Origin of the sequence: Salinicola sp. CPA57 (assembly GCF_003206035.1) — a bacterium.
Lineage (GTDB): Bacteria > Pseudomonadota > Gammaproteobacteria > Pseudomonadales > Halomonadaceae > Salinicola > Salinicola socius.
The window spans coordinates 59342-77091 of the sequence record NZ_PZJR01000017.1 but is presented as its reverse complement, the minus strand read 5'-3'; the positions used below and the strand labels follow the sequence as shown (position 1 = coordinate 77091).

The window sequence follows — 17750 nt, the reverse complement described above, 5'->3', positions numbered from 1 at the left end:
CGCATCCGGTCACACCGGCAGTTGCGAGATCGGCGCACCGATCGATGACCCGGCTCACCGCCAGAGGCGGCTCCGCCCCGATCTCGACACCACCGATCTCGACACCACCGATCTCGACATCACCGATTTCGAAACGACCGATCACGAACTGCGGACCCACTTCCCGCAGCCTGCCGCATGGTCGAGTGATCCACTCGGCGTCACACCTCAGTCTTGGCTGGGAGGAGATCGTATGACCCGCCTCGTCGTCATTTCCAACCGTGTATCCATCCCGGAACCCGGCAAATCCGAAGCCGGTGGCCTCGCCGTGGCGATCACCGGCGCCCTCGACGAATATGGCGGGCTGTGGTTCGGCTGGGACGGCGAGGTCAGCGAAACGGCCGTCAGCGAGCTCACCACCGTGCAGCGCGAAAACATCACCTACGCCACGCTGCCGCTGCCCAAAGAAGACTATGAAAACTACTACCTGGGCTTCTCCAACGAAGTTCTCTGGCCGGTCTTTCACTTCAACCTGGGCGCCATGGACTTCCAGCTGGAGTACGCCAAGGCCTATCAGCGCGTCAACGAGCGCTTCGCCGGCGCCCTGAGCACCCTGCTCGAAGGCGGCGAGCTGATCTGGGTACACGATTATCACCTGCTGCCGCTGGGCAAGGCGCTGCGCAAGGAGGGCGTCAAGGACCCGATGGGGTTCTACCTCCACATCCCCTTCCCCAGCTACGATCTGCTGCGCGCGATGCCCGGCTACCGGGGACTGCTCGATGACCTGCTGCACTACGACCTGCTCGGCTTCCAGACCGACAACGATCTGCACGCGTTCCGCCAGGCAGTGATCGAAACCTTCGGCGCCGAAATTGCCGGCGACACCATCGAGTGCAACGGCCGACAGGTCCGTACCGGCGTCTATCCGGTAGGCATCGACGTCGACGAGCTCATCGCCGAAGCCGAGCACTCCCGAGACAACGAACAGGCGCGTCAGCTCGAGGAGGACCTCGGAGAGCGCGATCTGATCATCGGCGCCGACCGGCTCGATTACTCCAAGGGCCTGGTGCAGCGCTTCAATGCCATCGAGGCGCTGCTCACGCAATTCGAGCATCGCCGCCAGAAGACGATTTTCATGCAGATCGCCAGCCCCTCGCGCAGCGCGATCCCCGAGTACGACGATCTGCGCCGTCAGCTCGAGGAGATGGCCGGGCACATCAATGGCACCTATGCCGATCTCGACTGGATGCCGGTGCACTATCTCAACCAGACCTTCCCCCGCGAAGCGCTGATCGGCCTGTTCCGTTCTGCCCGGGTCGGCCTGGTGACCCCGCTGCGCGACGGCATGAATCTGGTCTGCAAGGAGTTCGTTGCCGCCCAGGACCCTGAAGATCCCGGCGTGCTGGTACTCAGCGAGCTGGCCGGCGCCGCCAGCGAATTGAGCGGCGCACTGCAGGTCAACCCGTATGACGTGGACGCCATCGCCGCCGCCATCGAACAGGCGCTGAACATGCCGCTCGATGAGCGCCAGGAACGCTACCGACAGATGATTGGCGTGCTCAGGCGCAACAGCCTGCTCGAATGGCGTCGGCGCTTCATGGAACATCTGAGCCAGCAGAATTCAGACGCCGACTGACCGCAGCCAGCGGCAGGGCCAAAGCCTGCCTGCATGCCGAAAACCGGGCACAAAAAGCCCCGGTCCAGGGGATGGACCGGGGAAGTTGGAGGTACGGGGGAACCTTGGATTACCAGAAGTGCCGTGCCGACTCGAGCGTCATTCCGCTCGAGTGTCAATTTCTGTCAGGGCGCCCGATGACTCGGGCGCGAACTGCAACAGCGGTCTCGATCAGTCGAGGCTCGCAAAAGTCACTTCGACGTTGCCATGGCCGGTATCGCCGGCGCCATTCACGTTCTGCAGTGCCCGGGCAGCGGCAACGCTATGGCCTTGGCCTGCGAGTTCGCCGTTGCCGCCAATGAGATGCGTCCCGTGACGAGTGGACTCTTCGACACTCGCCAGCGCACGACCGGCTTCAACGCTGTAGCCGCTGGTGAAGGTGTTCACACGGTACTCGGTCGGCAGCGCCTGATAGCCGGACGTCGTCTGTGTATTCAACGCTTCATGCTGCTGAGCGAATGCCCGTTGCTCCATGACACTGTTGGCCTGAGCGGCAGCAGGTAGTGCAACAGCCAGTGCGATAGCGGCGAGAATGCGAGTTTTCATGGTGAACCTCCAATCATCTTCGTTTCAGTGGCCGGCCCCTTGGCCTGACCGATGAATGGATTATGGGAGTCATCTTATTAGCTGGCTAATCAGTTGACCCGAAGTCGAGTATCAGCGAGATTGATGGAACGATTTATCGGATTGCCGGGCGACGGCGAACTATCCCACGGCGCTGATAAACGGCTACGATGACCGTCTACGACGACAATGCCAGCAGACGGGTACCGAAACAGGGGGAAGCAATGCTACCGACACGGAGCGCGGTGATTCTGGGAGGCCTGCTGGCAATCGGCATGATCTGGGGTGGCAGCTATATCGAAGATGCCGCCGAAACCTGGCGCGATGCCGGCCGCAGCGTCACGGTCAAAGGCCTTTCGGAGCGCGAGGTGCCGGCGGACATGGCGCTATGGCCATTGCACTACACCGTCACCGCCAACGAGCTGGAAACGCTGCAGCAGGAACTGACGAGTCAGGAGAGCCGCATTCGCGAGTTTCTCACGCAGCGAGGCTTCGAAACCGACAACATCACCGTGACCTCGCCCCAGGTCACCGACCGATTCGCCAACCTCTACGGTGCCGACCGGCCCGACGAGCGTTATCAGGCCGAAGCCACAGTGCTGCTGCGAACCCAGGCAGTCGATGACGTCAAGAAAGCAATGCCCCAGACCGGAGAACTGGTGCGTGCCGGCGTCGTGCTGTCACCCAACTACGATTACCGCACCGAATTCCTGTTCACCGGTCTCAATGAGCTCAAGCCGGAGATGGTCGCCGAAGCCACCAAGGATGCCCGTGGTGTCGCCCAGCAATTCGCCAGAGACTCCGGCAGCCGCGTCGGCGCGATCCGCAGTGCCAGTCAAGGCTACTTCTCCATCGAGGATCTCGACAGCTACACCCCCGATATCAAGCGAGTTCGCGTGGTGACGACGATCGATTACGCGCTGGAGGAGTGACTTTACGACCGTATTAGCATCTATACGAATTGAATTCCCGCGCCTGCGGGGAACGGCCATTGACATGCTCCCCAAGATGACAGACGGCCGGTTGATCCCCGCGCCTGCGGGGAACGGCTTAGGTCATAACATCACCAAGAGCATTGCTGCGGTTGATCCCCGCGCCTGCGGGGAACGGGTGCACCTGAAAACGAACAAGCACAGGGAAGACGGTTGATCCCCGCGCCTGCGGGGAACGGTCGCCCAGCAATGTTTTAAAGCTATCAAGCAACGGTTGATCCCCGCGCCTGCGGGGAACGGGTTTCAGTCATCAGTCGTCGCTGGTCCGTGGCCGGTTGATCCCCGCGCCTGCGGGGAACGGTGAACAATATTAGAAGCAACAGACCAAGCGAACGGTTGATCCCCGCGCCTGCGGGGAACGGTCTAATTTTAGGTATTTGTTTTTAAAGAGCAAAATAGAGTCGCAAATTTTTACCGGTAAATTTCTGCTATTTTCGTTGATGCCAAATCCGCAAAAAAATTTAATTATCAGATGGTTACAAATTAGCCAAGTTTTTCCATCAACAGCAAGAGATTGAGCTGCTGATTCTCTAGACTTCTTCCAAGAAGATCCGCCAATGGACGAGGTAGCTGATGGGTATCGGAAAACTGCTTGGCAGCCATTTTGTTATGATATAACCTTTCCGCCTGTTTTCTTCAGGTAGATCTGTTCATGTCACATCGTCACCGGCATAGCCCCGATGGGCCGTGCCACTTTTCCTTGATGTCGCTTGGCGCCGGTCGGCGCGTGTTGCTCGCGCTCATTCCCCTGGCGGTGCTGTGGCTCATCGCCGGTTGGGCGGGCGGGGTGTTGGGTTGATGGCTCCGTTGCAGACACGATCCATGGCAGAGCCCGACACGCTACTGACGCTGGAGTCCCTGTCGCTGGCGCAGGGCAACCGGATGGTGCTGGAGAATATCGACGGTCATTTCGAGGCCGGCACGATTACCGCCTTGGTGGGCGCCAACGGCGCCGGCAAGAGCACGCTGGTCCAGGGCATCATGGGCGAGCTTCGCCCGGTCAGCGGTCGCGTTCGCTGCGAGGTTCCCAATGCACGGCGCGCGTGGCTGCCGCAGCAGCTGGCGCTGGATCTGACATTCCCCATGAGCGTCGAGGAGCTGGTGATGAGCGGCTGCTGGCCGACCCATGGCAGCTTCAAGCGTTACGGCGCAGCGGAGTATCGGCGGGGCCAGGCAGTAATGCAGCGCCTGGGGCTGCAGGCGTTCGAACACCGCCCGCTGGGCGAGCTTTCCGGGGGCCAGCGCCAGCGTGCCCTGCTCGGCCGTACGCTGATGCAGGAAGCTCAACTTCTGTTGCTCGATGAGCCATTTGCCAATGTCGATGCCGCGACCGTCGAGGTGTTGATCGACGTGCTGCGCACCATGGCGGCCGAGGGCGCGGCGATCATCATCGTGCTGCACGATCACGATCAGATGACGCGACTGGCCGATCGCATTCTGCGCCTGGATCGCGGGCACGGCACCTGGTCGACGTCCTCTCGGGCCGGCGACGCCTCTTCATCGGCGGAGACGCTGACATGATCGATTGGCTATTCTCTCCGCTGCTGGATTTCGGCTTCATGCGTCGCGCGCTGGTGGCCGGGCTGGCGTTGTCGCTGGTGGCGCCGCCGCTGGGCGTGTTTCTGACGTTGCGCGGCATGAGTCTGGTCGGCGATGCCATGGCCCACGCCGTGCTGCCCGGCGTTGCGGTGGGCTTTCTGCTGGCGGGTTTTTCGCTGCCGGCGATGAGCTTCGGCGGCCTGCTCGCCGGGCTGCTGGTGGCGGGGCTGGCGGGCAGCGTGTCGCGCCTGACTGGCCACCGGGAAGACTCGGCCATCGCCAGCTTCTATCTGATTTCGCTCGCCGCCGGGGTGATGTTGATCTCGATGCGCGGGAGCAGTGTCGACCTGACCCACGTGCTGTTTGGCTCGATTCTGGCCGTCAACGGCACTGCGCTATGGCTGATCGTGAGCGTGTCGAGTCTGACCCTGATCGTGCTCGCCGCGATCTTCCGCATCCTGGTGGTCGAGTGCCTGGACCCGCTGTTCCTGCGCGGCCAGGGCATTCGCGGCGGCGCCGTGCACGGGCTGTTTCTTGGCCTGATGGTGCTCAACCTCACCGCCGGTTTTCAGACGCTGGGCACGCTGATGGCGGTTGGCCTGATGATGCTGCCGGCAACGGCGGCAAGGTTCTGGTCGAAGCGGCTCGAGGGATTGATGGGGCTGGCGATCGCCATCGGCATGGCCTCGAGCGTCGGCGGGCTGCTGCTCTCCTACCACGCCGGCTTGCCCTCCGGGCCCTGCATCATTCTGCTGGCCGGCGTGATCTACCTGCTTTCCGCGCTGTTCGGGCGTTATCACAGCGTCTTTGCCCGCTGGCGCCGCCGGGTGCAGCCAATGCTGCCGCCGGACGCCCACGGCTGAATCGACACTCATCACTCGCCAATCACTATTCAGCACCCCGTTCCACTCTTCACGAGGATTCACGATGTCCCGCCAATCGATCTCTTCCGCGCTGTTCAAGAGCCTGCTCGCCGGCAGCCTGAGCATTGCTGCCCTGACGCCGATCTACGCGCATGCGGATCCGCTCAAGGTCGTCACCAGTTTCAGCATCCTCGACGATATGGTCGAAACCATCGGCGGCGATCATGTCGATGTCCAGTCACTGGTCGGTCCGGATGGCGACGTGCATGCCTTTTCACCCAAGCCTGACGATGCCCAGTCTCTCGCCGACGCGGACCTGATCGTGGTCAACGGCCTGCAGCTCGAAGGCTGGATCGACCGGCTGATCGACGCCAGCGAATATGAGGGTGACATCGTCGTCGCCAGCGACGGCATCAAGACGCGGCCTTTCGAGGGTCATGAGGAAGAGGAAAACGGCGACCATGACCATGACCATGACCATGACCATGACCATGACCATGACGATCATGATCACGCCGCTGGCGGCGAGGAAGGCCATCATCATCACGGCGATGTCGATCCGCACGCCTGGCAGGATCTCGAGAACGGCGAACAGTACGCCCGCAACATCCGCGAAGCGCTGGTCAAGCTCGACCCCGATAATGCCGACGACTACCAGACCAACGCCAAGCAGTACATCGAGAAGATGGAGGCGCTGGACGCCGAGGCCAAGCAGCGCATGTCGCAGATTCCCGAGGCCAACCGGCTGATCATCACCAGCCATGATGCCTTCGGTTACTTCGCCGATGCCTACGGCCTCCAGCTGCTCTCGCCGGTGGGTATCAACACGCTGGCCGAGCCCAGCGCCAGCGACATGGGCAATCTGATCCAGCAGATCGAGTCCAGCCACGCCAAGGCGCTGTTCCTGGAAAACATGAGCAACCCGGCGCTGATCCATCAGCTGCATGAAGAGACCGGCGTCGCCATCGGCGGCACCCTCTACGCCGACGCCCTGACGCCGGACGGCGAGGGCAGCACCTATCTCGGCATGTTCCAGCACAACGTCGACACCCTGCTCGACGCGCTGGAAGCCGACGACTGAATCTGTCCAGCCAGCGCCGCGTCGGCGCTGGTCAGTCCCGGCGCTGGTCAATTGCCTCCGCTTGAACGACACTTTCCCGGCAACCTCCCTTGCCGTTTTCGCCGAGAAAGTGTCCCTCGCATGTCGTCAGTGATTCCCCCGTTCCAACGCCGTCTCACGCTCGCCCAGGCACGTCGCCTTGCCCTGAAAGCGCAGGGATTCACGTCTCGGTCTCCCGATGCCTTCAACCGGGGCCATCTCAAGCGTCTGCTGGATCGCCTCGGCGTACTTCAGATCGATTCCGTCAACGCGCTGGCTCGCTCCCACTATCTGCCGCTCTTCTCGCGCCTCGGCCCTTACCCGACCGCGCTGCTCGACGAACTGGCATGGAGTCGCAACCGGCACCGGGCCCTGTTCGAATACTGGGGCCATGAAGCCTCCTTGCTGCCGATCTCGCTCTATCCCGCGATGCGCTGGCGCATGCGCCGCGCACGGGATGGCGTCGGCATCTACAAGCATCTGGCACGATTCGGCCAGGAACGCCGGGACGTGATCGATCGCGTCCTGGCCAGCGTGCACGATCACGGTCCGCTCGGCGCCGGCGCGCTGAATACACGGGAAGGCCCGGCCGGACCGTGGTGGGACTGGAGCGACGAAAAGCACGCGCTGGAGTGGCTGTTCGCCGCCGGCGAAGTCACCGTGGCCCGCCGCCGAGGCTTCGAGCGGCTTTACGATCTGCCCGAGAGAGTGCTGCCCGCCACGATACTGAATCAGGCCGAGCCCGATCTACTCGAGGCCCATCGTCAGCTGCTGCGCCAATCCGCCAGCGCGCTCGGGGTGGCGACGGAGAAGGATCTGCGCGACTACTACCGGCTGACACCGCAGGATACGCGTGCCGCGCTGCAGACATTGATCGAGGACGGCACCTTGACACCGGTATCGGTGGAAAGCTGGCGCCAACCGGCTTATGTCGTCGGCGAGCCACGAATTCCCCGCCAGATCGAGGCCTCCGCCCTGCTCTCGCCGTTCGATTCGCTGATCTGGTATCGCGAACGGACCGAGCGCCTGTTCGATTTCCGCTATCGTCTTGAGTTCTACGTGCCGCCGGCCAAGCGAGTCTACGGCTACTACGTCATGCCCTTTCTTCATGGCGACCGCCTCGTGGCGCGTCTCGATCTGCGCGCTCGCCGGGCGGAGGGCGAGTTGACGGTGCTGGCAGTTTACCCGGAGCCGGACATCACGCTGGATGCGCCGGCATTAAAGGCACTCACGGAGCAGCTCGAAGCGTTGACCCGATGGTTGGGGCTTCCGCGCATCCATCTGGCCTGCGAACGTCCGCTGGCTCAGAGGCTCGCCGCGCTGTGGCCGGTGGACCTCAAGCGGCGACGCCATCTGCCGTGATGATAAAACCTCTCTTCCTCTCTCTTTGATTAAGAATACTTTTGCGACAAATAACCACATTAAAAATGTGGTTATTCCGGCGTAGGCTAATCCCGATGTCACGGCCTGAGTCGGTCGTGGCAACCCACCAGGGATCGATCAGGGAACGCCATTCATGAACACGACGCTTCTACGCCGAGTCAGACCACGACATTCAAGACTGCGCCATTCCAGACTACGCCACGTCGGCATCGCCGGGCTGGCGATCGCGACCTCGCTCAGCGCCGGTAACGTCTTCGCTTACGGCGCCGGCGACTGGTTCACCCACTTTGGCATCGCCAAGGTTTCACCCAAGAGCGATAACGGCAACTTCGATGCCATCGGCGTCGACAGGATCGATGTCGACGACGAGAGCGGCTTCGCTTTCACGCTCGGTTATCGCTTCCTGGACAACTGGGGCGTCGAACTGCTCGCTGCCCAACGCTTCAAACACGACGTCAGCCTGGACGGGACGGAAATGGCATCCACCAAGCATCTGCCACCGACACTGACGCTGCAGTACTATCCGCTCGGCGGCACCCAGTCACGGGTTCAGCCTTACGTGGGCGCAGGCCTGAACTATACCCACTTCTCCGACGAGAAGGTCGATGGCGGCAGTCTGGACATGGACGACTCCTGGGGCGCCGCTGCCCAGTTGGGTGTCGATCTGCTGATCGGCGATCATTGGTCGCTGAATGCGGCCGCCTGGTATCTGGATATCGATTCAGACACCACTGCGACGATAGGCGGCAAAGATTACGACACTACCGTGCATATCGACCCCGTCGTGGTCATGGGCGGTATCGGTTACCGCTTCTGAAGCAACCAGTATCCAGATTCGTCAGTTGAAGCCATGGCCACCGATCGGTGGCCTTTTGCGTTATCTACCTTTCACCGTGTCAAATCCTCTGACGCTTTCAGACGTAGCTATAGACATACGTCCAGGACAATGAGATCATTCGCAGCCTAACTTTTACTGCGCTTTGATATCATCACCGCGCTCCCATTCAGTGACTCGTGGATGTCCGCATTCACGAGTCTTGGTCGTTTATGACTCGAATTCCTGCCGATCACTGGTTACTGGCGTTGAGAACCGTGCTGGCCGTCTGGCTGGCGCTGTTCCTGTCGATGCGTCTCGATCTCTACCAGCCCGCCTGGGCCGTTCTGGCAGTCATGATCGTGACGCTGCAACCGGTCATGTTCACCGGCGGCACGCCGCCGATCGGCATCATCATCGGGCGCAGCGTGGCGCGACTGTTCGGCACGCTGTTTGGCGCGATCGTCGGTCTGGTGCTGATCGCGCTGTTCGGTCAGCAGCCGATGCTCTACCTGCTGTTTGCCGGGGCGTGGCTGGCGTTTTGCATTTACTGGGTCATGCTCGAGCCGGATGAGCATATCGGCTACGTGATGATGCTGAGCGGCTACACCGCAACATTGGTGTCGCTCACGGCGATCGGTACCGGCATCGAAAACATCTGGTCGGTGGCTCAGGGGCGGTTCAGCGAAACGGCGCTGGGCATCGGCTGTGGCCTGCTGATGCACGTGGTCATCGCCCCGCGCTTCGGCAGCCGTGCGCTACCGGGCGCGCTGTCTCGGTTCCTCTCCCAGGCCGCCACCGAAACGCTGGCCACACTCGCTGAAAGCCGTCCTCGCGAAAGCCGCGACGCGCAGTTGAAAGGGCTGTTCCAGCATTACCAGCAGTTCGAGAAACTGCGCGGGCTCACCCGCCTGGAAACCCGCCGCCTGAGCCATTTCATCCCGGCGCTGGACCGTTTTGCCAGCGACGGCCTGGCGCTGATCACTGCCGTGCGAGAGCTGGAAACGGCGCTGGACTATTTAAGGGAATGCGACGGCCCGCACGAATGCGACCGCGGCGAATACTGGCTGGCCGAATTGAGACAGCAGGCGCTGCCACTGCTGCAGGCCATCGAGTCCGAACCGGATGGCAAGCCGACCGAACGCCTGTTGCTGGCCGATTTCGACTGGGCCGATGATGCCGTCGCGCCGCGCACCCGCGCCCGGGCGGAGCTGGTTAGGCAGCGCCTGGGCGAAGTGCTTGGGCTACTGCAGCACGGTCGTCGGCTGCGCAATGCGCTCGACGACCCGACCTCGTCGAAGGTCAAGACGTTGCCTCGCGAGCGCCGCTCACGCACCACCCACAACGAGCACTTCGTGGCGCGTTTCAACGCCTTTCGCGTGTTCATCGCCTTCGAGCTGCTGGGTCAGGTCTGGATCCATAGCGGCTGGCATTCGGGCTATCTCGCCATGATGCTGCTGGGCGTCTTCACCATGCTGTTCGCCAAGGCGCCGAACCCGGCAGCCGTGGTGAGCCAATTCCTGTGGGGGTCGATCGCCGCGGTCATCCTGGGTGGTGTCCTGCTCTTTCTGGTGCTGCCGGTGATCAACGGCTTCCCGCTGCTGGCCATTGCCATCGGCATCCCTGTCGCCATCGGCACCTTGATGACGCCTCATCCGCGCTGGTCGCTGATGGGCATGGCGGGCGCCATCACCATGATGACGCTGCTCAATCTGCATTCGACCTATACGTTTTCCCCCTCGAGCTACATCAATGGCGGGCTGGCTTCGATCATCGGCACCGTTGCCGCCATGATCACCTATTCGCTGTTCCGCCAGCGCTCGCCCAACGAGCGCATCGAGACACTGATGGCGGCCTACTGGGGCGGCCTGAGCCGGCTGCTGCGGGAGAAGTCGCTCCCCAATCGCGCACGCCTGGAGAGCCGTCTTTACGACCGGCTGGGTCGGCTGGTCGCGCTGGGCGGCAGTGACAGTGTCGTTCGCGAAGCCATCGACTTGAACGCCCTGGCGCTCTGCGTGTGGCGAATTCGGCGTCTGCGCGGTGCGCTCGGCCCCCACCGGTCGGAAATCGAAGCCTGGCTCGACGAGATCGGCATCCGCGTGGCGGCGCGCCATCGCCATGACCCGGCCGTCTGGCGTCAGCTCGCCGATGAGGCGATCGCCTGGGTCGAGCGTCTCTATCGCGAAACTCACCTGCCGATCGCCAGCATCGGGGAAATTGCCATGCTGGGCCATTTGATGCGCGAGGCCCCGGGCGTCGAGCTCGAAGCCCACACCAAGCATGACATCGATGCGACCACGACACCGACCGGAGACCCCCGACATGCTCACTGAATGGTCATTCCTGGGGTTTCTGATACCGCCGTTGACGGTGCCGGTGCTGGTGGCGCTGGGGCTCTACTTGATCTTGCGCCGCCTATTCGTGCGCCTGGGGCTCTATCACTGGTTCTGGCAACCGGTGCTTGCGGATATCGCGATCTACGCTTTGCTGCTGTGGTCGGTACTGGCCTTGACGGGCTCGCTGCCGATCGCCGAATGAGGAAAATACCTTGATGAATTGGCCTACCGGACTTCGCAAGACGCTCCGCCTGCTGCTGACCGTGATTCTGGTCATTGCGGCGATCGTCGCCGTCGCCCAGCTCTGGGATCACTACATGCATGACCCGTGGACCCGCGACGGTCGCGTGCGTGCCGATGTGGTGAATCTTGGCACCGATGTCGCCGGACTCGTCGACAGTCTCGACGTGCACGATAACCAGCGGGTGGAGAAAGGCGACGTGCTGTTCACCATCGACCAGCAGCGCTATCAGTTGGCGCTGGATGAAGCCCACGCCAATCTCAACCAGCTGGAACAGCAACGCGACGAAGCGCAGGCGGCCAACAGCCGTCGCCAGCGCCTGAAGAATTACGTCTCCCAGGAGGACAAGGACAACGCCCGCTTCTCGCTGGCCACCGCCCAGGCCGGAGTCGAGCAGGCAAAGGTCGAGGTCAACCAGGCCAAGCTGGATCTGGAGCGCGCCACCGTCCGTGCACCGGTCGACGGCTACGTCACCAACCTGCTGCTGCGCCCCGGACAATACGTGAGCGTGGGGACCGACGCGATGACGCTGGTCGATGCAGAAAGCTTCTACGTGCTGGGCTATTTCGAGGAGACCAAGCTCGACAGCATCGATATCGGCGCACCGGTTCGCGTTCAGTTGCTCTCCGGCGGCGAGGCCATCTGGGGGCATGTCGACAGCTTCGCCCGAGGCATCAGCGACAGCAGCCTGAGCAGCCAGGCCAACGGCCTTGCCTCGGTCAACGCCTCGTTCGACTGGGTTCGCCTTTCCCAGCGGATTCCCGTGCGCATCGCGCTGGACGACATTCCCGAAGGCACCAAGCTCTCCGCCGGCCTGACCGCCACCGTCTATCTCGACAGCGACCGCCACAACCGCGAAGACGCACCCGACTGGTGGAAGCCGATTCGCCAGTGGTGGGAAGGTTTGATCAGTATCTAGAAGGAGCCAAAGAGCCAGCAGGATCCCTGACGATCGACGAGCGGAGCGGCAGAAGATTCTGCCGCCCGCTTTCGTGAGTACCGAGCCCCCTACCTCTGGAGATCGCTGTCGTCCGTGCTTATTGCAGCGCCAGACACGCCTCGTCGATCCGGCGACACGCTTCCAGCAGGCGCTCGGTGTCGGAGGCGAACGAGATACGGAAATGCCCCGGCAGGCCGAAGGCACTGCCCGGCACCACCGCGACCCGTGCGGCGGTGAGCAGATACCGCGCCAGTGCCTTATCGTCTTCGATCGTCTCGCCGGTCGGCGTCCGGCGACCCAGCAGTCCTTCGCAGTTGGGGAACAGATAGAACGCCCCTTCCGGCATCCGGCACGTCAACCCGCGGGTGGCGTTGAGCGCGTCGAAACAGAGGTCGCGACGCTCGGCAAAGATCACGTTGCGGGCGCGAATATCGTCGAGTGGCTGACCCAATGCGACGACCGCCGCCGCCTGGGAGACGGACGCCGGGTTAGACGTGGTCTGAGACTGCATCACCGCCATGGCCTTGATCAGATCCGCCGGCCCGGCGCCGAAGCCGATCCGCCAGCCGGTCATCGCATGGCCCTTGGAAACGCCGTTGATGGTCAACGTGCGCGACTTCAGGCGCGGTTCAACCTCGGCCAAGGTGCAGAACTCGAAATCGTCGTAGACGAGATATTCGTAGATGTCGTCGGTCAGCACGACGATATCGGGATGATCCAGCAGCATCGCCGCCAGCGCGACGAGTTCGTCACGGGTATAACCGGCACCGGTGGGGTTTCCGGGGGAATTGAGGATCAGCACACGCGTTCTCGGCGTGATCGCGTCCTCGAGCTTCGCGGGCGTCAGCTTGAAGCCACTCTCCGCCGGACATCGAACCGCCACTGGCGTACCGCCGGCCAGACGCACCATGTCGGGATACGAGACCCAGTGTGGTGCGGCGAAGATAACCTCGTCGCCCGGATCGACCAGCGCCATCAATGCATTGAAGATCACCTGCTTGCCGCCTGCGCCGACACTGATTTCGTCGGTTTGATACGCGAGCCCGTTATCGCGGCGGAACTTCTCGACGATCGCCTGCTTGAGCGCCGGGGTACCGTCAACGTCGGTGTAGCGAGTCGCGCCGGCGTCGAGCGCCGCCTTGGCAGCTTCGCGAATGGCGGCGGGGGTCTCGAAATCCGGCTCGCCCTGGGAAAGCGAGACCACATCGATGCCCTCTGCGCGCATCTTCGCGGCAAGACCGCTGATTTCGATGGACGCCGAGGGCTGAACGACGGACAAACGCTGGGCCAATCTGGTCATTGTTGAATTCCTGACGATGCACGCGACGCAACAATGTCGGCCATCGGTCGAATCTCGATACAGGCAGTCTCGAGCCGACGCCGAAGTACTGCCGCCATCTCGACGGCACCGGGCGTGTCGCCATGCACGCAGACACTGTCGATGGCGAGCGCGATGCGCTTACCGGAAACCGTGGTGACGGCTTGCTCTTCGATCATGCGCAGTACGCGATCGGCCGCCACTTCGGGATCGTGAATCACCGCACCAGGCAACTTGCGCGAGAGCAGGTTGCCATTGTCGGCATAGGCGCGGTCGGCGAAGACTTCATTACCCACCCTGAGCCCTAGTTCCTGGGCGGCGAGCGAGGTCTGCATGCCCGGCATGGCAAGATGAATCAGGCCAGGATCGACCGCGGCGATCGCCCGCGAGACGGCAAGTGACATCTCCCGATCCTCGGCCGCCATGTTGCCGAGCGCCCCATGTGTCTTGACGTGGCGAATGGGGTGGCCCACGACCTCAGCCATGGTGCGGATGGCGCCGATCTGGTAGATCAGCTGCTTTTCCAGGTCCGCCAGGCTTTCGCCCTCGATGCGGCGACGTCCGAACCCGACCAGATCCATGAAACTCGGATGCGCGCCGACCTGCACGCCTCGTTCCCGGGCCTGACTCAATGTTTCGTGCATCACCATCGGGTCGCCGGCATGAAAGCCGCAGGCGATATTGGCGGTGGTCACGATATCGAGCATCGCGAGATCGTCGCCCATACGCCAGGCGGCGAAGCTCTCGCCCATGTCACAGTTCAAATCCACGCAGGTACTCATCTCGCTCTCCGGATATTGTTATTGAAAGGGCATCACACGAGTTCTTCTCGCAGATATCGAGTGGCTTCATCTCGTGGTATACCAATAGTATGCACTACGTTCATACTAGGATAAACGTCATCGTGGAATCGGGATTCACGCTGTTGCGTTTCGATTCGTCCAATAGCAATTCGAGGAGTTTCGCTTGACCGCCTTTACTTGCGTCATCGCCCAGCCCATCCATCGAGATGGTATCGAGCTACTGCACGAAGCGGGTATTTCCGTGATCGATGCACCCGCCGCTGATCCAGCGACGCTGAGCGCGATCCTGGGTGACGCCGATGCGCTGATCGTGCGTGGCGCCGAGGTCAACCGCGCGATGCTAGACCAGGCGCCGAGACTCGGCGTTATCGGCGTGCATGGTGTCGGGGTCAACGCGATCGACATCGCCGCCGCCACCGATCACGGCGTGATCGTCGCCAACACGCCCGGAAGCAATGCCCAGGCCGTCGCCGAGCAAGCCATCGCGCTGATGTTCGCCGTTGCCAGACGTGTCCCGCTGGCCGATCGAACCGTGCGCGAAGGCGATTTCTTCGCGTTCAAGTACAGCGTACCGATGATCGAGCTGGCCGGACTGACGTTCGGCGTGGTCGGTTTCGGCAATATCGGCCGACGTGCCGCGCGAATGGCCAAGGGTCTGGGCATGCGCGTGATCACCTACTCTCCTAACGCGCCGGACGCTGCGCTCGCCGACGTCGATGCCGAGCGAGTGGACTCGCTGGAAGCGCTACTGACTCGCGCGGATGTCGTCTCGGTGCACGTCGGCCTCAACGAAAGAACCCGTAACCTGATCGGGCGCGAGGCGCTGGCTCGGATGAAACCCTCGGCGCTATTGATCAATACCGGACGCGGTGGCACGGTCGACGAGATCGCCCTGGCCGAAGCTCTGGCCGAAGGTCGGCTGGCCGGGGCCGGGTTGGATGTCTTTGCCCTGGAGCCGATGCCTTACGATCATCCGCTGCTGGCGCTCGACAGTGTGGTGGTCTCGCCTCACAACGGCGGTTCCACCGCCGCCAGCATGTCGCGCACGGCGCGTGCCGTGGCTAGGCATATCATCGATGTCAGCCGTGGACAGACCCCGGCTCAGGTGCTCAACCCCGCGGCATGGACCGCCCAGGTGAACTCATGAGCCGAGACGATCTTCCGAACCACGGCGCTCCCAACGGCCGAAGCGTCCCATGAAACAGACACCGATCGCTGCAGACGTTGCCAATATGGCACTGGCCGAACGGCTGTTTGCCGATCTGGCCGCGCCCTATGCCGACGAGGTTGGAATCACGCGCGATGCGTACGGGCCCGGCGAACAGCGCGCTCATGAACGGTTCATCGAAGCCGCGAAGTCGTTGGGGCTCGAACTTCACCAGGATGCCGCCGGCAATCACTTCGCACGCCTCCCCGGTAGCGATCCGACGCTACCTGCGTGGCTGATCGGCTCGCATCTCGACTCCGTGCCTCAAGGCGGCAACTATGATGGCGCCGCCGGTGTGATCGCCGGGCTGACGGTCGTCTCCAGACTCCAAGCGACCGGCATCACGCCCCGGCGAGACATGATCGTCGCGGCCTTTCGCGCCGAGGAGAGCACCTGGTTTCCGGCCTCCTACATCGGTAGCCGCGCCGCTCTGGGTCGTCTCGATGCAACGACGCTGTCGTTACCGCGGGCGGATACCGGCCGCTCGCTGGCCGAACACCTGCGCGACTGCGGTGGCGACCCCGAGGCCGTGGCGGCGGGCGATGCCTGGCTCGATCTCGACAGGCTTCATGCCATGCTCGAGTTGCATATCGAACAGGGACCGACGCTCGAACACGCCGGAATCCCCATCGGTATCGTCACCGGCATTGCGGGTAGTTTCCGCTATCGCCAGGCGCGCTGTCTCGGCGAGTGGGGACACTCCGGCGCCGTTGCCAGGGCGCATCGCCATGACGCACTGATGGCATTCTGCGCGCTGGCGACAGCACTGGAACACGAGTGGAGCGCACTGGAAGCCGAGGGCTTCTCAGCGACCGTCACCGTGGGCCAAATCGCGACGCCACCGGCTCAGCATGCGTTCAGCAAGATTCCCGGCGAGATCGGCTTCTGTCTCGATGTCCGCAGCGAGTGCCCGCAAACCCTCGAACGCCTGGAGCATAGGCTGTTCGCCAGCGCCAGGCATCTTGAAGCCGAGCGCGGCGTGCGCTTCGACTTCGGTGTCCGAACTGGCAGCACCCCGGCGCCCATGAGCCCAGCCTTGACCGAACGGTGCCAGATCCTGGCCGAGGCGATCGATCTGGCGCACATGACGCTGCCGAGCGGCGCCGGCCACGACGCCGCCACCTTCGCCAATGCCGGCGTGCCTGCGCAGATGCTGTTCGTTCGTAACCAGAACGGCAGCCACAACCCGAACGAAGCGATGCGACTGGAGGATTTCGCCGAGGGCGTACGCCTGCTCGTGGCGTTGGTTCAGGAGTGATGTCGGGGTCGGCGCCACTATTCGGTTCAGATATGCACTCGGTTCAGATATGCGCCAGACGACTGATGATGCTCTGCCGCACATTATCGATGTGCGTCTCCATCGCCTTCCTGGCGCCCTGACCATCTCGCTCGTGCAGCCGCTCGAGAATGGCGAGGTGTTCGCGACAACCGGGCTCGAAGCGCTCGGGTACCTGCGCCAGATCGAATACCCGCGTCTTCAGGCGCAGGTCGGCGACCATCCGGGCGAGCAACTGATTGTCACTGGCCAGTGCAATGCCGTTGTGCAGCGCGTCGTCGACACGATGCAACTGCTCCGAGGTACGCGCCTCGGCCGGCGTTTCCAGCAGCGCCGTCACTTGCTGTGTGAGCACCTCGATGGCCTCGGCTCCAAGGCGTTGTGCGGCGTGCCAGGCCGATTCGCCTTCGAGCAGCGCACGCACGCGCAATATCTCCATGTACTCATGAATCGACGGCGCCTTGACCGCCAGCTGGCCTCGCGCCACGCGGATCGCAAAGCCCTCGTGCTCCAGCCGGCTCAGCGCTTCTCGCACCGGTGTACGAGAAATGTTCAGCGCCTCCGCCAGACTGCGCTCCTGGAGTAGCGTGCCGGCAGGCAGACGCCCTAGCTGGATCATCTCGAACAGCTGCTGATACGCTTGCCCCGCCAGACTCTGTATGCGCGTTCCCTGCAGTATGCGGTCGATATCCAGCGTTTGCATTGCCGCGATTCCCTGCCA

Annotated in this window: 16 protein-coding genes and 1 CRISPR repeat array; of the genes, 12 read left to right on the top strand and 4 right to left on the bottom strand. The window is 62.8% G+C overall.

The window, feature by feature from the left end:
- The first annotated feature begins 232 nt into the window (after nucleotides 1-232).
- Complete coding sequence (locus DOM36_RS17950; RefSeq protein WP_110643920.1) at nucleotides 233-1615, top strand: trehalose-6-phosphate synthase; 1383 nt, start codon at nucleotides 233-235, stop codon at nucleotides 1613-1615.
- Nucleotides 1616-1825: 210 nt separating this feature from the next.
- On the opposite strand, the gene DOM36_RS17945 is transcribed toward DOM36_RS17950, so the two are convergent.
- Nucleotides 1826-2200: a hypothetical protein gene (locus tag DOM36_RS17945; RefSeq protein ID WP_075569817.1), complete on the bottom strand. Its 375-nt coding sequence runs from the start codon at nucleotides 2198-2200 to the stop codon at nucleotides 1826-1828.
- A gap of 242 nt (nucleotides 2201-2442) precedes the next feature.
- On the opposite strand from DOM36_RS17945, the gene DOM36_RS17940 reads away from it, so the two are divergent.
- The 9 genes from DOM36_RS17940 (at nucleotide 2443) to DOM36_RS17900 (ending at nucleotide 12404) form a co-directional block, all read left to right on the top strand.
- Complete coding sequence (locus DOM36_RS17940; protein WP_110643959.1) at nucleotides 2443-3150, top strand: SIMPL domain-containing protein; 708 nt, start codon at nucleotides 2443-2445, stop codon at nucleotides 3148-3150.
- A gap of 27 nt (nucleotides 3151-3177) precedes the next feature.
- Nucleotides 3178-3572: direct repeats of the CRISPR family, unit length 29 nt; unit sequence CGGTTGATCCCCGCGCCTGCGGGGAACGG.
- Nucleotides 3573-4032: 460 nt separating this feature from the next.
- The gene (locus tag DOM36_RS17935) at nucleotides 4033-4731 is read left to right on the top strand and encodes a metal ABC transporter ATP-binding protein (protein ID WP_110643919.1); all 699 of its coding nucleotides are present in this window, start codon (nucleotides 4033-4035) and stop codon (nucleotides 4729-4731) included.
- Nucleotides 4728-5612 (top strand): metal ABC transporter permease, encoded by an 885-nt coding sequence (locus DOM36_RS17930; RefSeq protein ID WP_075569819.1) that lies wholly within the window; start codon nucleotides 4728-4730, stop codon nucleotides 5610-5612. The genes DOM36_RS17935 and DOM36_RS17930 overlap by 4 nt, the downstream gene beginning before the upstream one ends.
- A gap of 64 nt (nucleotides 5613-5676) precedes the next feature.
- On the top strand, nucleotides 5677-6693 hold the full coding sequence (locus tag DOM36_RS17925; protein ID WP_232823917.1) for a zinc ABC transporter substrate-binding protein: 1017 nt from the start codon (nucleotides 5677-5679) through the stop codon (nucleotides 6691-6693).
- A 120-nt stretch (nucleotides 6694-6813) separates the two neighbouring features.
- The gene (locus DOM36_RS17920) at nucleotides 6814-8073 is read left to right on the top strand and encodes a winged helix-turn-helix domain-containing protein (RefSeq protein ID WP_110643918.1); all 1260 of its coding nucleotides are present in this window, start codon (nucleotides 6814-6816) and stop codon (nucleotides 8071-8073) included.
- Nucleotides 8074-8227: 154 nt separating this feature from the next.
- Nucleotides 8228-8911 carry an OmpW family outer membrane protein gene (locus DOM36_RS17915; RefSeq protein WP_110643917.1) on the top strand — a complete coding sequence of 228 codons (684 nt, stop codon included), beginning with the start codon at nucleotides 8228-8230 and terminating at the stop codon, nucleotides 8909-8911.
- Between the two features lie 230 nt (nucleotides 8912-9141).
- Nucleotides 9142-11241, top strand: a complete 2100-nt coding sequence (locus tag DOM36_RS17910) for an FUSC family protein (protein WP_110643916.1) — start codon at nucleotides 9142-9144, stop codon at nucleotides 11239-11241.
- On the top strand, nucleotides 11231-11446 hold the full coding sequence (locus DOM36_RS17905; RefSeq protein WP_075569823.1) for a DUF1656 domain-containing protein: 216 nt from the start codon (nucleotides 11231-11233) through the stop codon (nucleotides 11444-11446). The genes DOM36_RS17910 and DOM36_RS17905 overlap by 11 nt, the downstream gene beginning before the upstream one ends.
- Nucleotides 11447-11459: 13 nt before the next feature.
- On the top strand, nucleotides 11460-12404 hold the full coding sequence (locus DOM36_RS17900) for an efflux RND transporter periplasmic adaptor subunit (protein WP_075569824.1): 945 nt from the start codon (nucleotides 11460-11462) through the stop codon (nucleotides 12402-12404).
- 118 nt (nucleotides 12405-12522) lie between these two features.
- Here the strand turns inward: DOM36_RS17900 and DOM36_RS17895 are convergent, their stop codons facing one another.
- Both DOM36_RS17895 and DOM36_RS17890 read right to left on the bottom strand, forming a co-directional pair.
- The gene (locus tag DOM36_RS17895; RefSeq protein WP_110643915.1) at nucleotides 12523-13725 is read right to left on the bottom strand and encodes a pyridoxal phosphate-dependent aminotransferase; all 1203 of its coding nucleotides are present in this window, start codon (nucleotides 13723-13725) and stop codon (nucleotides 12523-12525) included.
- A complete protein-coding gene (locus DOM36_RS17890; RefSeq protein WP_232823916.1) occupies nucleotides 13722-14513 on the bottom strand; it encodes a 5-oxoprolinase subunit PxpA in 792 nt (263 codons plus the stop codon). The genes DOM36_RS17895 and DOM36_RS17890 overlap by 4 nt, the downstream gene beginning before the upstream one ends.
- Before the next feature lie 196 nt (nucleotides 14514-14709).
- Between DOM36_RS17890 and DOM36_RS17885 the strand changes: the two genes are divergently transcribed.
- Nucleotides 14710-15693 (top strand): hydroxyacid dehydrogenase, encoded by a 984-nt coding sequence (locus DOM36_RS17885; RefSeq protein ID WP_110643913.1) that lies wholly within the window; start codon nucleotides 14710-14712, stop codon nucleotides 15691-15693.
- Between the two features lie 49 nt (nucleotides 15694-15742).
- Nucleotides 15743-17011: a Zn-dependent hydrolase gene (locus tag DOM36_RS17880; RefSeq protein WP_110643912.1), complete on the top strand. Its 1269-nt coding sequence runs from the start codon at nucleotides 15743-15745 to the stop codon at nucleotides 17009-17011.
- A gap of 43 nt (nucleotides 17012-17054) precedes the next feature.
- On the opposite strand, the gene DOM36_RS17875 is transcribed toward DOM36_RS17880, so the two are convergent.
- Complete coding sequence (locus DOM36_RS17875) at nucleotides 17055-17732, bottom strand: GntR family transcriptional regulator (RefSeq protein ID WP_110643911.1); 678 nt, start codon at nucleotides 17730-17732, stop codon at nucleotides 17055-17057.
- Between the last annotated feature and the right edge of the window lie 18 nt (nucleotides 17733-17750).